This window comes from Enhygromyxa salina (assembly GCF_000737335.2).
GTDB classification, from domain to species: Bacteria; Myxococcota_A; Polyangia; order Nannocystales; family Nannocystaceae; genus Plesiocystis; species Plesiocystis salina_C.
Genome location: NZ_JMCC02000030.1, coordinates 40081 through 55109, shown reverse-complemented (window position 1 = coordinate 55109; position 15029 = coordinate 40081). Strand labels below are relative to the sequence as shown.

Below are 15029 nucleotides of genomic sequence, written 5' to 3'. Positions count from 1 at the left end.
CTCACTCGCGCTTCAGCCACGCGCTGACGCGCTGCTGGACGTCCTCGGCGCAGCCCCACGACAAGGTCACGCCCGAGCCGCCGTGACCGTAGTTGTGGACGATCAACTGCCCGTCGCGGACTTCTTGGTCGAGCCGGACTTCGTCGCGACACGGCCGCAACCCCACGCTGACGCCAAGCCGCTGCGTGCTCGCGAGCCGTGGTTCGATCCGGGTGCAGCGCTCCACGATCGCAACGGTCTGCGCGGGATCTTCGGCGAGCGACTCTTCGTGCTCCTGCGCGACGCCACCCAGCACCACGTCGTCGCCGCGGGGGATCACGTAGGTGATCCCGTGGGCCGAGTGCTCGTCGATCAACACCCGATCGAGCGCGCCGCGTCGGTGCCGAACCGTCTGCCCGCGGACCGGGTACACGCGCGCGTCACCCACGAGCTCGCGGGCGCCGAGCCCCGTCGTGTTGACGACGACCCCCGTTAAGTCCAAGGCAGGCGAGAGCGAGTCGACCCGGCGGATCACGATCTCGACGCCGTACCTGTCGAGCTCCGTCACCAACCACGGCAAGTAGCGCGGCATCTCGATCACGGGCGCCTCGAACACGACGCCGTGGCCGTAGCCCGGCGGCAGCTCTTCGGGGATCGCGTGGCGATACATGTCGACGTAGCGCGACCACGGCGGATCCGGCACGGGCTCGGGGAACACCTCGATCGCCTCGCGCATGATCACGCCCGCCGTGGGCCCAAGCGTGAGGTTGCCGGCGATCCTCGCGAAGCGCTCGTAGCCGACCGCCGCCCACGGACCCACGCGCTCGATCGGGTCGACGCGGTAGGGGTACCAAAACGCCGCCGCTTTGCTCGACGTGGTTTGCTCGGGCGCGACGGCGGTCCAGACCTGCACGCGCCGACCCGCCCGCGCGAGCTCGATGGCGCAGCTCAGGCCGGACACGCCAGCACCGATGACGATGATCTCGGGCGTACTCATGCGGGCTGCGAGGGGGACTATAGGTGCGGGCCGGGCTTCTGGCCCGCCCGTGGGCGGCTTGGCTTGGCCAGGGTGTGGCGGCCCGCGGATTCACGTGAGTCGCGCTGTCGGGGGATCTGACCTCACCGGCGAAGGTACCCCAAATTGGCGCCCCGGTTCAGCTGTAACTATTTGATTTTAAAAGATAATCGTTGAAAGCAGACACGCCCCGAGAGCCGCGCGCGCAGCTGCCGCATTTGCCCGCGCCGCAGCGCCAGACTATGTCCGTCGCTGGTGGAGGATTACCTCCAGACCGTCCGTGACGGCTGCTCTCCCGCTCAGTGGTCTCGCGCGGTGAAGGCGGCGCGCGCGGGCAAGGTGCACGGGCTGCGGATCCGCGGCGAGGAGCTGGATTTCCGGGTCGAGTCGGTCCCGGGTTTGCCCGCGAACACGGTCACGCTCGAGCCCAGCGGCGAGGACTGGGACTGCGACTGCGACGCTCGAACCGAGGCGTGCGAGCACGTCGCGGCGGCGGCGATCGCCCTGGCCGAGGCCCGCAAGCAGGGCCAGTCGCTGCCCGGCGAATCGCGAGCCCCAGTCGCGCACGTTGGCTACCGCCTGCGCAGTCGTCGGGGCCCGCTCAAGCTGCGCCGCGTGCTGGTCAACGAGGGCAGCGAAGTCTTGATGCCGGCCTCGCTCGCCAAGCTCGAGCGCGGCAAGGTCCCCGGCGCGCCGCCGTTCACCGCAGACAAGGCCGACCGCGCGTTCGAGCAGCGGTTTGGGCCGGCGGTCAAAGCCAAGATCCCACCCAAGCTCATGGCCGACGTGCTCGAGTATCTGTCGCGGGCGGTCGACGTGCAGCTCGATGGGCGCAGGGTCGAGTTCGGCAAGCCTTCTTCGGGGCTGCGCCTGCGCGTGAGCGAGACCAAAGGCGGCGAGTTCGTGGCCCGGATCGAGCAGGATCCCGAGATCAACGAGCTGTACGAGAACGGGGCGCTCCGGCGGGGTCGCACGCTCCACGCAATTGGATCGCACGGGCTCGCCCCCGAGCTGTTCGAGGCCCTGCGCAAGGGCCAGATCTTCGCCAACGCCGAGGTCGCCACGCTCGTCGGCCAGCTGCTGCCGGAGCTACGCAAGCAGCTGCCGATCACGATCGACACCCCGCGGCTGCCGGGCAGCGTGAAGATCCGACCGCGGATCCAGCTGACGACCCTGCGCGACGGCGACGCGCTGCAGGTGCTGCCAACGATCGTGTATGGCGATCCTCCGATCGCGCGGGCCGACGGGGATCGCCTGACCTTGCTCGAGCGCAAGGGCAAGCAGCGCGGCGCAGATCTACCGGTTCGGGATCTGCGGGTCGAGAAGCTGCTGCGCTCGCGGCTGCGCGAGAAATTCGATCTCGAGCTTGGCGTGCGCAAGAACTTGGGCGCGACCGAGGCGATCGAGCTTGGCCGGCTGCTCGAGCAGAGCGAGGCCGAGCTCGAGCTCGCGGGCGATGGCCACGAAGACTTCTTTGAAGCTGCGCCGCTCGAGCCCAAGCTGATCCTGGGCAAGGACGGCGCGTTCGAGCTCTACTTCGTCCCGGTCGGCGCGGCCGCGCTCGACGACGCAGACGAGCCCGATGAATTCGGCAGCCTCGACACCGACGAGCACCCGCATGATCTTCGCGGGGGCCTGGCGCGGGTCCGCAAGGGCATGCGTCGCGCCGATGGTCTCGCGGTGGTCCGGGCCTGGGCGGGCGGCGAAGAGTTCGCGCCGCTGCTCGGCGGTGGCTTTGGTCGGATCCCCGCGGGGTTCATGAGCCAGCACGGCCACCTCGTCGCGGATCTGCTCGCGGCCCGCGAGGCGACCGCGGCCGAGCGCGACACGGCTGGCAAGCGGGCCGCGATCCTGGATCTCGCCGCGCTCGCCCAGGCGCTGGACCAGGCCCCGCCACCGGAGTTCGATCGACTCGCCGCGTTGGTCGGCAACTTCGATCGGATCCCGCCGGCCCAGCTGCCTGCTGATCTAGACGCCGAGCTGCGCGACTACCAGCGCCGCGGTGTCGACTGGCTCTCGTTCCTGCGCGAGGTCGAGCTTGGCGGTCTGCTCGCCGACGACATGGGTCTTGGCAAGACCATTCAGACCCTGTGTGTGCTTCGCAAGGGCGTGCACGAGGGCGTGCGGCGCCAGACCTTGGTGGTCTCGCCGACCTCCGTGCTGCACAACTGGAAGGCGGAGATCGAGCGCTTCCGTCCGGGCCTGCGCGCGAGCGTGTACCACGGCCCCACCCGGACCCTAGACGACGAGGCCGACGTCGTGCTCACCACCTACGCGATCTTGCGACTCGACATCGAGCTGCTTGGCGCGCGGGTCTGGGACACCGCGGTGCTCGACGAGGCCCAGGCGATCAAGAACCCGACCAGCAAGGTCGCGCGCGCGGCCTACAAGCTGCAGGCCAGCTTCAAGGTCGCGCTGACGGGCACCCCGGTCGAGAACCACCTCGAGGATCTGTGGAGCCAGTTTCACTTCTTGCAGGCCGGCTTGCTGGGCGGACGCGGGGAGTTCACGGATCGCTACGTCAAGCCGATCTCGGTCGGGGACGACGACGCCGCCGGCCGCCTGCGCCGAAGGATCCGCCCGTTCGTGCTGCGTCGGCTCAAGTCCGAGGTCGCGACCGAGCTGCCGCCGCGGACCGATGTCGTGCTGCGCTGTGAGCTGAGCGTGGACGAGCGGCGCACCTACGACGCCGTGCGGGCCGCGACCCAAGAGCAGGTGGTCGAGAGCTTGTCGACCGGGGCCAACGTGATGCAGGTGCTCGAGGCGCTGCTGCGGCTGCGGCAGGCTGCGTGCCACCCTGCGCTGCTGCCTGGTGGGCGTGTGCGGGCGGCCGAGGCTGGCGGCAAGGCCAAGGCGAAAGATCCGCTGGCGCCCAGCTCGAAGATTCAGCTGCTGCTCGAGACCCTCGACGAGGTGATTGACGAGGGCCACAAGGCGCTGGTGTTCTCGCAGTGGACCAGCCTGCTGGATCTCGTCGAGCTGCCGCTGCGGGCCCGCGGGATCGGGTTTGAGCGCTTGGATGGATCAACCCGGGACCGCCAGGGCGTGGTCGATGCATTTCAGGATCCCAGCGGGCCGCCGGTGATGCTGCTGTCGCTCAAGGCTGGCGGTATTGGGTTGAACCTGACCGCGGCGGACAATGTGTTCTTGCTGGATCCTTGGTGGAATCCGGCTGTAGAAGATCAGGCCGCTGATCGTGCGCACCGCATTGGGCAGGACAAGCCCGTATTGGTGCATCGCTTGATTGCGACAGATACGGTGGAAGAGCGGATCCTGAGCCTGCAGGATCGCAAGCGGAAGCTGGCCGAGACCGCGGTCGGGGACGCCTCGGGGGCCCACGCGATCACGCGCGCGGAGCTGTTGGCGCTGCTGGACTGAGCCAACATGATCGCCTGCATTGACGTTGACTACCGGGAGTCGGCGGCGGGGGAGCCAACGGTCGCGGTCGCGGCGTGCGTCGTGCTGCAGAGCTGGCTGGCTTCCGAGGCGGTCGCCGAGGTCGTGCATCGGATCGACGGCGTCGCGCAGTATGTGCCGGGCGCGTTCTATAAGCGCGAGCTGCCGTGCTTGCTCGCGGTGTTGGAGCGCGTGCAGCAGCGGATTCACTTGGTGGTCGTGGATGGGTATGTGGTGCTGGATGACGCGGGGACGCTTGGGCTTGGCGGGTATCTGCACGCGGCGCTCGGGGGTGAGGTCGCGGTGGTTGGCGTCGCGAAGAGTCCGTTTCGGGACAACGGGGCCGCGATCGAGGTGGTGCGCGGGGAAGGGAAGCGGCCGGTCTACGTGACGGCGCTGGGGGTCGAGCCGGCGGTGGCGGCGGTCGACGTGGGGCGCATGCACGGGCGGTTTCGGCTGCCGACGATGCTCAAGCGGGTCGATCGGCTGTGCCGCGACAGCTGATGGTTGGGTTGCGCGGGGCTGTGCTAGGATGCCCGCGAAATGCCGTCCAAGCTCACTTACCTGCGGGTGGACAAATTTCGGCACGTCAAGCCGGGGTCGGTGGTTCGGTTTGGGGGGCAGATCAACGCGGTTGTTGGGCGCAACGGCGCGGGGAAGACGACCTTGCTTGGGTTGGCGTCGGCGCTGATCCGCAATAATTTCCATGAGTTTGCGCGGGATGAATTCGAGATTGGGTTTCGGCTGGAGGACGGGGAATTTGCGCTCGAAGGGACGCTGAGCAACAAAATTGGCTCGAACGGTGGCGGCGCGAAGGTAGAGTTCTCTGGAGTGTTCCATCACGGTGAAGCGGCTGTTCACATTGAGAGCGACGCGAACGAGTCTACTGTCACTGCTCGTGGTGCGCGGGTGATCTGTGGCAGTATCGTTCCTAAGATTGATGCTCACGCGACCTCGTTCGGGCTCATCAATGACGCAAGGCTATTTCTCGCTCTAGTTCATGATGCCCGGTTAGGACTACCTACCGACGTGCCGAACATCGACATCGCGGTCGACAGTTTGCGATATTATGGTTACGCGTTGACGCGTGTGAGCGAAGGGGTCGAGACCTTCCGCGAGTTGTTCGCGCAAGAAGCAAATCACCATGACCGCACACCAGCTTTGGGGGTCACGCGCCTCGGGCATAGCGAGACGGAGTGGGTGAGCGTTGGACACCATCTTGCCGGCGATGTGCTGTCTCAGCTGAAGAATACGAATCAACCCATCACCGACAGCATGACACTCGATGGAACCGCCACGCCGTTGGCGCGGTTCATCGAACTCACGCAATACACAGATGCCCGACTCGTTCTCACAAAGACGTCAGCAGCCACCAAAGAAGGGATCAAACGTTCGGTCTTTGCCAAGCCGCTGGTCCGCCTCGAGACCGCCAACGGCAATGAGATCCCCCATGACCACCTGTCGTTCGGCGAGAAGCGGCTGCTAGCGATCCTCATCAAGCTCTACGCCTGCGAGTCCACGATCATCGTAGACGAGCTAGCGAACGGCATGCACCACTCGTGGATCGAGCGCCTCCTCGAGCTCATGGACGAGCTCAACACCCAGGCGTTCCTCACCAGCCAAAACCCGCTCCTGCTCGACTGCCTGCCCCTCGCCCGTGAGACCTTCGGAACCACCCACAACCTCGTCATCTGCGAGCTCGCCGAGTCGGGCGAGATCGTCTGGCGCAACCTGAGCGAGGCCGAGGCCGACGAGTTCTTCAAGTCCCTAGATGTCGGCCTCCAGCACGTCAGCGAGATCATGCGCAACAAGGGGCTGTGGTGAGCGACGTCGCGGTCTTACTCCTCACCGAAGACAACTCGAAGTGGGCGTTCGAAACGATCGAGCAGCTCTGTCGGCGGATCTTCGACCTGCTCGCGCCGCAGGTAGCGAGCGGCGAATGGCTGACCTTCGCGCCAGTCAACGATGCCGCCCGGGCAGAGGCGACCGCGGCATGGAAGAGCAAGAAGCCCCGGGACCACGCCAAAGTCCTGCGCTTGTGCAGGCAGATCGCCGAGCAAGTGCTGCGCAGCGATGGCTTCGTGTTCTTCCACGTCGACAGCGACGTCACGTGGGGCCAAGATCGATCGCACAACCTGGACACCTTCGACGAGGTCATTCGCGGCAAGGTCCGCGCGATCGTGCGTGGTCACTTCGCCAAGATCGACGGCGACGGCGCACACGGGCCTCGAGTCGAGTGCGCGATGAGCAAGCTGATCACGCTGACGCCCTACTACTCAATCGAGGCGTGGCTGTTCGCCAATGTTGCACAGCTGCGGAAGCTCGGCGTCACGGGGGCGGTCCTCGACGCATGGGAGGCCGACCTCTCCAAGCTCGAGCAAACCATCAAGCCCAAGCAGCGGCTCTCGATATCGACGCGACACTACCCGACGCTCGCGCGCGAGCTGAAGCCGGCAAACCTGTATCATCTGGGCAGCTCGTTCTTCGAGACAGTCAACCGCGCTGGCGCCTGCGGCAGCTTGATTGTTCGCCTACGCCACCGATGGCCCGACTGGGTCCGTCTGCAGTACTGCCCAGAGGAGCTCGAAGACGCAGCCCGCTGAACGCGGCGCGACGGCGCTCAGCTCTTGTCGCCCGAGCCAATGCCGCGCAACAACGGCGACCGCCAGCGACTCGCGGGCCCCGACTCGCTCGTTGTTCCCGCGTCCTTGCTGCCAGCCACGGTCCCGGTCTCCCGACCGCGCGAGTTGAGCGTCCCTTTGAACGGACTGGGCGGGCGTTCTTCCGCATCCTTCGCAGCCGCGGCTGCCGCCGCCGGACCCGACGCCGCGCGCACCCGCGGCAGCGGCTTGCGCAGCCACACTTCGGCCTCTTGCAGCTCGTGGAACGAGCGCATCTTCACCCCAACCGAGAGCGCCCGCATGTTGCTGGCGATCCGCTTGAGGTCCGACTTGACCAGCAGCGCGACCTTGTCGTGCAGCCGCCCCGCGTCCACCCACCAGCGCAGGATCGCGTTCACCGACTCGCTTGGCGCTTCCATGTCGCGCGTGTCGAACAGCACGGCTCGGTGACCGCTCTTGCGCAGGGCCTCGTCCACGGTGGCCAGGATCTGTCGGGCGCGGCGCTCATCGGGCACCGACGCGTTGCGGACGAATATGTATCCGTCCGCATCCCTGACTTCGCCGCCGAGGAGCTGCACCGCATCCGAGCATTGCCCAGGCTCGCGGCGCCGTCCAACAAAATATGGGCGGTGACTTGCGATTCATGGGCGGTGTTGGGCGGGCAGCCATCGCCGGGGCCGTCACCGCTGTGGTGCCAAGACCCCGGTGCAGGCCGGACAGCGTTTCTTCAGGCAAGCGCCTGCAGCCCGGCCGCCACCCGCGACAGGCCTTCTTCGAGCACCGCGCGGGATGTGGCAAAGCTGATTCGGATGTGGCCTTCGGCGCCCGGTCCAAACCAGCGGGCCGCACCCGGAACCACGGCGACCCGGTGACGCTCGAGCAAGTGCTCGGCGATCCACTCCGAGCTGCGCCCGGTCTGCCGGATCGACGGGAACAGCACGTAGCAACCATCGGGTGCGCGCAGCTCGATCCCGGGGATCTCGCGGAGCCGCCGCACAGCGAATTCACGCTGCGCCTCGAGGTGACGCAAGAAGCCCTGTGCCCAGTCCCAGCCCTGCTCCCATGCGGCGATGGCGGCAGCCTGGGAGATCGTCGCCGCGCCGTTGGCCGTTGAGCGAGCGCCAGAAGCCTCCAACAAGCCCTCTACAACCGCCTCGTCGCTGGCGTGCAGCAGCCCGATCCGCATGCCCGCGAGCCCGAAGGTCTTGGACAAGCCGGTGACCGTGACGGTGCGCCCGGCGACGCCAAAGTGATCGCTGGCGATCGCCACGTGGCGGGCGTCGCCGTACACGATGTCACTCCAGATCTCGTCGCTCAGGATCCATAGATCGTGCGCGTTGGCGAGCTTGGCCAGCTGCTCGAGCTCGGCCGCGGTCCAGACCTTGCCGACGGGGTTGAGCGGGTTGCACAGGCCGATCATGCGGGTGCGTGGGGTGATCAGCTTGGCCAGCTGCTCGAAGTCCACGGCCCCGGTGGCCGGGTCGCAGGCCCAGCGAACGGCGGTCCCGCCAGCGGCTTCGACCGAGCGCTGAAACAAGAAGTCCACGGGATCCGAGATGATCGCCTCGTCGCCAGGCGTGAGCATGAAGCGAGCGGCGGTCTCGAGCGCGGCGGCTGCAGAGTTGGTGGCCAAGACCTGCTCGGCGCTCGCGTTGGCGATGCCCTTGTGGGTTCGCAGCATCGTCGCCGCGGCCGCTCGAAACTCGGGCAGCCCCTCGGCTGGCCCGTACGAGAAGTAGCCACGATCGATCCATGCCTTGACCGCCTCGCGGATCTCGTACGCGACCGGAAAGTCGATGTCGGCCGCCGTCAGCGGGATCACGTCGGCGGGCAGCGTGGCCCAGCGCAGGTTGAACGACCGCTCGCGCAAGACCTCGAAGTTGACAGCGTCATCAGTAAAGCGCGGGTCGGGTTCACCACTCATCGCCCGACTCTACTTCACGAGCGGCAGCATCACACCCTTTGGCTGCTTGTGCAGCGGCAGCAAGAAGCGCTCGAGGATCTCCCGGCCCTCCACCACGATCCGCTCGAACATGTCGCGGCGGACCATGCCAAACGCGGCGGCCGAGCTCGCTCGCTGTTCGTCGTCCTTGGCCTCGGCGAGCAGCGGCGCGAGCAACACGGCGTCCTCTAGCGCTCCGGTCGCACCGTGGCTGGTGAAGCTCAGGACCGGGTGCGCAGCGTCCCCGATCAGCACGATGTTGTTCTGTACGTAGTCGAAGTCGGGGTAGATGTCGCGGGTGAACCACAGGTGCGACTTGGTGAATTTGGTCATCGCCCACAGCGCGGGGATCGGCGCGGGCCAGCGCGAGACCTTCTCCCAGATCGCCCAGCGCAGCATGCCTGGGCTGAGCCCAGCCCAGTCGTAGCGATCTGCGTCGTGCTGCACGAACCACACGACCTGGCCGCCGCCGACGTTGAGCATGCCAACCCCAAAGCCGCCGTCGGGATCGTAGTGCTTGATGAAGGTCGTGCCGAGGATCTCCGCCACGTGCGGGGCGTCGAAGATGCTCACGACCTCGCGGACCCGCACGTCCTCGAGCTGCACCTCTGGGTATAGAAACTCGCGCGTTACCGATCGCAGGCCGTCTGCGCCGATCACCATCGAGCAGGGGATCACCCGGCCGTCGTCGCAGATGACCGCCCGGACCCGACCATCGGCGCCGCGCAGGAATTCGGACACCCCCGCGTGGTCGATCAGCGTGCCCGAGGGCAGCTCGTTGAGCATGGTGTTGAGCAGCGTGCCGCGACCGATCGCGTAGGCGTCGAGGGTGGTGTCGCTGAGCAGCTCGGAGCTGCTGTCCATGATCTTCGCGCGCAGCACCGGGGCGCCAACGTCACCCCACCGGACCCTTGGGAACAGCTCGTGGAGCGCGTCTAGACCCGAGCGCAACACGATGAAGCCCATGCCCATTTGCCACGGGAGCCAGCCGCGATCGAGGATCTTGCACTCGACACCCCGCTGGATCAGGCCGGAGGCGAGCGCCAAGCCAGCGACGCCACCTCCGATGATCACGATGGGTGCTTTGAACTTGGGTGCCTTGGCTTTCCGCATCGGGAGACGGGGAAGATGTCTGAATCTACATCGAAGCAGCACAGATGTCGCGCCGCGCACGGGCGCTCGTCGCGTGTGCCACCTTCGTTGTCACGGTCATTGCGCGACGCAGTACGCCTCATGCACGACGACATCCTGTTCGGGGATGTTGGTCAGCTGAAAGTCGAGCCACGCGACCGTCGTCACCGGCACGCTCGATATCGCGTCGAGCACCGCGCCACCTTCAACGAGCGCGCCGAACACGACCCCCGCAGTCATCGACGATGGCGAGGTAGAACCGACGGTCATGTACCACTGCGGACCGACGTGCGTGCCGTTGAGGGTGGGCAGCAGCGCGATCACGCCTGGTCCATGCGGCAGCGTGGGTTGCGTGAGTCGCTCGATCGGCGCGAGCGAGGGGGTCAGCAGCGACGGCCCGGGCCCGTAGCTGCCGCCTTGAATCAACACGGATTCGACGACGCGGTGGATGATCGTGCCGTCGTAGTAGTTGGCCGACACGTACCGCAAGAACATCTCGGTGGCCTCGGGCGCGGCGACGCTGTCGAGCTCGAGGCGCATGACGCCAAGGCTGGTGTCGAGCACGACCTTGGACGTATCGAACAGGCAGTCATCATCGATGGTGCCGTCGGTGTCGATGTCCGTGTCCGAGTCGGTGTCGCCGGTGTCGGTGCCCGTATCACCGGTGTCGGTCGTGTCGGCGATCTCGATGTCACCCAGTGCTCGCCGTGCGCAATAGCCATCCTCGCAGCGCGCCGACTTGCCGAACGCGGCGCAATCGCTGTCGAGCTCGCACCCGCCACAGCTTGGCTGACCCTGCTCTTGGTTGAGGGCGTTGAGCGAGTCGAGCGCGGCCACGCACGAGTCGCGACACGCCCCCCACTGGTAGGGGCCCTCTTTCCAGCACGAGCCGTCCTCGCCGTACGAGTCCAAGTAGCTGGTCAACAGCGCGTCGCTGTTGTTGCTCTGCGCTGTGCACTCGATCAGGATCGGGCACGAGCCTTCGTAGGGGCCGTCGGGATCCGGTGGCAGTGTGCAGCCGACAGTGGTCAGCAACAGGCACACGAGGGTTCGGCTCGTCACGCGCGTACACTAGAGCACCATGCCCTGCCCGGAAAGAGCCGGGGACGTCAGCGCGAACACGAAGGTAGCAAAAGACAATTGTGACCCGCTGCGCTACGAATAGTGGGTGAAGTTCTTCCAACGTTGGCGCCGTGCGCGGCCGGCGAACGTGGCCGCCCCCGAGCCGGTCGCGGCCGAGCAAAGCCCGGCTCCGTCGGTCCAGACCCACGCCGGGCCACGGGGACGTCGGCCGGCGACAATGGGCAAGAGCATGGCGGAGCAGGCGTATCTCGCGAACGCCGCACAACGGGCAAAACACACCGGATAGACCGTTGCGACCCCCACATCGACCCTGGCCGTTCGCCGACTGCGGCCGGGTACTGGCTCAGGGCCAGGCGTCGACGCAGTACGCCGCGTTGACCAGCACGTCTTCGACCGGGACGTTCATGAACTCGAAGTCCATGAACGGCACGGTTTGCACGGGCACGCCCGCGATCGCGTCGCGCACCGCGAACCCGTCGATCAACGCCCCGAACACTGCATATTGACCATCGAGCCCAGGCTGGGGCCCGTCGGTGATGTACCACTGCGACTCCGCGGTGTCGGGCTCGTTGCTGCGGGCCATGGCGATCGCCCCGTCCACGTGGTTCAGCTCTGGGTGGATCTCCAGCGGGATCGGACCTTTGGTCGTCTTGACCCCAAGCCCCGGCGTGTAGCCGCCGCCTTGGATCACGAAGCCATTGATCACGCGGTGGAAGATCGTGCCGTCGTAGAACCCGTCGCTCACATAGCCCACGAAGTTCTCGACGGTGATCGGCGCGCGGGTGCGATCGAGTTGCACGACCATCGTGCCAAGGCTGGTCTCGAGCACGACGATCGGCTCGTCGACCAGGCACGCCTCGCCGTCGGTGTCGGTGCCCGTGTCGGTGTCGGTGTCGGTCAGGGTCGCGTTGGTCGTGAAGGTTGCGAAGGTGTCAGAGGTCTCGGTCGTGTCGGTGTCGGTGCCCGACTCGCTCGAGCTGCCGGTCTCGCCCGACTCGCCGGCCGGATCCGAGCCACAGCCAGCACACAACACGAGACCAAGGGCCAGGGACCATCCGCGCGTCATCGTGCCAGCCTAACCTCACCGCCGCGGCGAGTCGATGCGCGCCCAGGTTTCGAACTGCCCGCCGCGGGGTATGCTCCAGGTGATGTCTCAACCGGCCCCGAAGAGCTCGCGGATCCGCGACCTCCTGACCAAGCCGATCCGGCTGCCGCAGTGGTTCGCCAGCCGCCGCTCGGCCACCGACCCGCGGGTGTTCTCGTTCAACGACGAGCGCGACTCGGTCGTCAACGAGGTGTCCGCGCGGGTGGTCGCGCAGTGTCTTGGCCCGCGCCTGGAGTTCCTGATCAACGACAGCGCGCACCGGGAGATCGAGCGGCTCGAGAAGCAGAAGGACGACGAAGCGCGGGAGTGGCTGGGGTTCTGGCGCACGGTGGTCCGCAAGCTCGCGCGCATGACCGAGACCGAGCGCCACGAGGTGTTGCGCCAGATCGTCGAGCCAATGGCCCGCGACGTGGCGGGCAACTTCGATCCGCGGGTGTACAGCTTCGCGCAGAAGGTGATCCCCGGCCTGATCGCGGGCGTGATGAACCCCAAGCAGCTCATGGTCGACGCGGCGAGCGTGCGCAAGCTGGGGGCCGAGCGCCTGGTCAGCCTGACCGGGCACCTCGACGAGATGCACGCGCTGGCGCAGATCGGCACGGTGATCGTGGTCCCAACCCACTCGTCCAACCTGGACTCGCTGGCGATCGGCGAGAGCCTGGCCCGCGAGAACCTGCCGCCGGTCGTGTACGGCGCGGGCAAGAACCTGTTCACCAACCCGATCATCTCGTTCTTCATGCACAACCTGGGGGCCTACCGGATCGATCGGCGCATCAAGTCGCAGATCTACAAGCAGGTGCTCAAGACCTACTCGTGCGTGATGATCGAGCGCGGCTACCACTCGCTGTTCTTCCCCGGTGGCACCCGCAGCCGCTCGGGCATGCTCGAGGGCCGGCTCAAGCTGGGCCTGGCCGGGACCGCGGTCGAGGCCTACGCCCGCAACGCGATCCGGGCCAAGAGCCGCGGCGAGGCGCCCCGGCCGATCTTCTTCGTGCCCGTCACGATCAACTACGCGCTGGTGCTCGAGGCCGAGAGCCTGGTCGAGGACTATCTCAAAGAGAAGGGCCAGGCCCGCTACATCATCGAGGACGACGAGTTCTCGCAGCTGGATCGCTGGCTCGCGTTCTTCCGCCGCCTGACCAGCTACGGGGCCGCGTGTGTGCTTCGCTATGGGCCGGCGATCGATCCCTTTGGCAACCGCGTCGACGCGCAGGGCCGCTCGCTCGCCCCCGACGGGCGCGTGATTGATCCGGTCAGCTACGTGACCCACCGCGGTGAGCCCGTGCTCGACCCGGCCCGCGACGCCGCCTACACCCGCGACCTTGGCCGCGAGCTGGTCGAGCACTACCGGCGCGAGACGGTGATCATGACCACGCAGCTGGTCGCCCACGTGCTGTTCCGCAAGCTCGTGCGCGAGACCCCGGGCGTGGACTTGTTCGGTCGCGTGCGCCGTCGCGGCGAGATCACCTGGGACCACGCGGAGTATGTGACCTGCTACCGCGAGACCCTGGGCCGCCTGCGCGCGCTGCAAGAGCAGGGTGAGGTCCACCTCAATTCCTACCTGGAGACCGACAGCGCCGAGCGCTCGCTCGAGCGCGCGCTCGAGGCCTGGGACGGCTACCACACCCGTACGATGGCGCGCGTCGCCGATGGACAGATCGTGATCGAAGATCCCGCGCTGCTGCTCTACTACCAAAACCGTCTGGTGCCCTTCGCCGAACGGATCGCTGGCGAGGGCGACGAGCGGGCCGCGATCGAGATCGCAGCGCTCGCGGGAGGGCAGTGATGTCCGAGGTCGAAGATCTTCCTGCGGCAGACGGTCCGCGCCCCTTGGTCGCCGTGCTTGGCGGGGGGCCGTTTGGGCTCGCGCTGACCAAGGCGGCGGCCCGGACCGGTGATGTGGTGCTCGTCAGCCGGCGCGACCCTGGCTTGCAGCTCGACAACGTCCGCGTGACCCAGGACCTCGCCGCGCTCACGGACGTCGAGCTGATCTTCATGGCCGTGCCCTCGCGCTACGCCGAAGCAGCCCTGCGCGACGCCGGCCGCCACCTCGATGGTCGCCACCTGCTGGTCCACGTCAGCCGTGGGTTGCTCGACGACGAGCTGCGGACCATGAGCCACCTGCTGCGCACGGTCACGCCTTGCCGACGCGTCGGCTCGCTCGCGGGGCCGATCAGCGTCGACGTGCTGACCAACGCTTCGCCGGGCGCGGGGGTCGTGGGCAGCGAGTTCCCCGAGGTTGTAGAGGCCGTACGCGGGGCGCTTGGCGGGCCAACCCTGCGGATCTACGACACCAACGATCTGCGCGGGGTCGAGCTCGCGGCCGCGCTCACGGGCCTGCTGCTGTTCACAATTGGCTTCGCGCAGCGGATCGGGTTTGGTCCGGCGACGATCGCCGCCGTGACCACGCGCGGGGTCGCAGAGGTCAGCCGGATCGGCACCGCGCTCGGGGCTCGGTCGGACACCTTCAGCGGGCTGGCTTGCTTTGGGGATCTGCTGGCGGCGGTGGCGGGCAGCGATCGGCCCGAGCTCGAGCTGGGTCGCGCGCTGGCCGAGGGGGCCACGCCCAAGGCGGCCCTGCTGCGCGCTGGCGGCAACATTGAAGGCATCGAGGTCGCCCGGCGGGTCTCGACCTTCGGCACCCGACGCAAGCTGAAGACGCCGCTCGCCGACGTGATCTCGAAGATGGTCGGTGGCGAGCTGAGCGCGTCGCAGGCGGTGCGCTCGCTGATGGGGCGCGACGTCGGCAGCGAGTAGCCA

General features: G+C 67.3%; 13 protein-coding genes. 6 read left to right on the top strand and 7 right to left on the bottom strand.

Annotation, left to right across the window (positions count from 1 at the left end):
- Window position 1 precedes the first annotated feature (1 nt).
- On the bottom strand, window positions 2-976 hold the full coding sequence (locus DB30_RS13310; RefSeq protein WP_052548799.1) for an FAD-dependent oxidoreductase: 975 nt from the start codon (window positions 974-976) through the stop codon (window positions 2-4).
- A 273-nt stretch (window positions 977-1249) separates the two neighbouring features.
- On the opposite strand from DB30_RS13310, the gene DB30_RS13305 reads away from it, so the two are divergent.
- From DB30_RS13305 to DB30_RS13290, 4 genes are read left to right on the top strand one after another with little or no spacing between them, the layout of a single operon-like run.
- Window positions 1250-4372, top strand: a complete 3123-nt coding sequence (locus DB30_RS13305) for a DEAD/DEAH box helicase (protein ID WP_146658688.1) — start codon at window positions 1250-1252, stop codon at window positions 4370-4372.
- Window positions 4373-4378: 6 nt separating this feature from the next.
- The gene (locus tag DB30_RS13300; protein WP_052548797.1) at window positions 4379-4894 is read left to right on the top strand and encodes an endonuclease V; all 516 of its coding nucleotides are present in this window, start codon (window positions 4379-4381) and stop codon (window positions 4892-4894) included.
- 39 nt (window positions 4895-4933) lie between these two features.
- Window positions 4934-6214 carry an AAA family ATPase gene (locus tag DB30_RS13295; protein WP_052548796.1) on the top strand — a complete coding sequence of 427 codons (1281 nt, stop codon included), beginning with the start codon at window positions 4934-4936 and terminating at the stop codon, window positions 6212-6214.
- The gene (locus tag DB30_RS13290) at window positions 6211-6993 is read left to right on the top strand and encodes a hypothetical protein (protein ID WP_146658686.1); all 783 of its coding nucleotides are present in this window, start codon (window positions 6211-6213) and stop codon (window positions 6991-6993) included. Before DB30_RS13295 ends, DB30_RS13290 begins: the two co-directional genes overlap by 4 nt.
- 17 nt (window positions 6994-7010) lie before the next feature.
- Here DB30_RS13290 and DB30_RS13285 read toward each other — a convergent pair whose 3' ends face one another.
- The 6 genes from DB30_RS13285 to DB30_RS13260 form a co-directional block, all read right to left on the bottom strand.
- Window positions 7011-7589: a SpoIIAA family protein gene (locus DB30_RS13285; protein WP_052548794.1), complete on the bottom strand. Its 579-nt coding sequence runs from the start codon at window positions 7587-7589 to the stop codon at window positions 7011-7013.
- A 149-nt stretch (window positions 7590-7738) separates the two neighbouring features.
- A complete protein-coding gene (locus tag DB30_RS13280; protein ID WP_052548793.1) occupies window positions 7739-8935 on the bottom strand; it encodes a pyridoxal phosphate-dependent aminotransferase in 1197 nt (398 codons plus the stop codon).
- Between the two features lie 9 nt (window positions 8936-8944).
- Entirely contained in the window at window positions 8945-10027 is a 1083-nt protein-coding gene (locus DB30_RS13275; protein WP_165703743.1) for an FAD-dependent oxidoreductase, read from the bottom strand.
- 135 nt (window positions 10028-10162) lie between these two features.
- On the bottom strand, window positions 10163-11146 hold the full coding sequence (locus tag DB30_RS13270) for a peptidylprolyl isomerase (protein WP_146658684.1): 984 nt from the start codon (window positions 11144-11146) through the stop codon (window positions 10163-10165).
- A gap of 93 nt (window positions 11147-11239) precedes the next feature.
- Entirely contained in the window at window positions 11240-11398 is a 159-nt protein-coding gene (locus DB30_RS13265) for a hypothetical protein (protein ID WP_153258312.1), read from the bottom strand.
- 112 nt (window positions 11399-11510) lie between these two features.
- Window positions 11511-12233: a peptidylprolyl isomerase gene (locus DB30_RS13260; RefSeq protein ID WP_052548790.1), complete on the bottom strand. Its 723-nt coding sequence runs from the start codon at window positions 12231-12233 to the stop codon at window positions 11511-11513.
- 82 nt (window positions 12234-12315) lie between these two features.
- Here DB30_RS13260 and DB30_RS13255 point away from each other — a divergent pair, with 82 nt between their 5' ends.
- Window positions 12316-14055: a 1-acyl-sn-glycerol-3-phosphate acyltransferase gene (locus tag DB30_RS13255; RefSeq protein ID WP_146658682.1), complete on the top strand. Its 1740-nt coding sequence runs from the start codon at window positions 12316-12318 to the stop codon at window positions 14053-14055.
- Entirely contained in the window at window positions 14055-15026 is a 972-nt protein-coding gene (locus tag DB30_RS13250) for an NAD(P)-binding domain-containing protein (RefSeq protein WP_052548788.1), read from the top strand. The genes DB30_RS13255 and DB30_RS13250 overlap by 1 nt, the downstream gene beginning before the upstream one ends.
- The last annotated feature ends 3 nt before the right edge of the window (window positions 15027-15029 follow it).

Coding starts and splice junctions, on each gene's coding strand:
- DB30_RS13295 (WP_052548796.1), top strand. CDS start 4,934: ATGCCGTCCAAGCTCACTTACCTGCGGGTGGACAAATTTCGGCACGTC.
- DB30_RS13255 (WP_146658682.1), top strand. CDS start 12,316: ATGTCTCAACCGGCCCCGAAGAGCTCGCGGATCCGCGACCTCCTGACC.
- DB30_RS13300 (WP_052548797.1), top strand. CDS start 4,379: ATGATCGCCTGCATTGACGTTGACTACCGGGAGTCGGCGGCGGGGGAG.
- DB30_RS13265 (WP_153258312.1), bottom strand. CDS start 11,398: ATGCTCTTGCCCATTGTCGCCGGCCGACGTCCCCGTGGCCCGGCGTGG.
- DB30_RS13250 (WP_052548788.1), top strand. CDS start 14,055: ATGTCCGAGGTCGAAGATCTTCCTGCGGCAGACGGTCCGCGCCCCTTG.
- DB30_RS13260 (WP_052548790.1), bottom strand. CDS start 12,233: ATGACGCGCGGATGGTCCCTGGCCCTTGGTCTCGTGTTGTGTGCTGGC.
- DB30_RS13310 (WP_052548799.1), bottom strand. CDS start 976: ATGAGTACGCCCGAGATCATCGTCATCGGTGCTGGCGTGTCCGGCCTG.
- DB30_RS13280 (WP_052548793.1), bottom strand. CDS start 8,935: ATGAGTGGTGAACCCGACCCGCGCTTTACTGATGACGCTGTCAACTTC.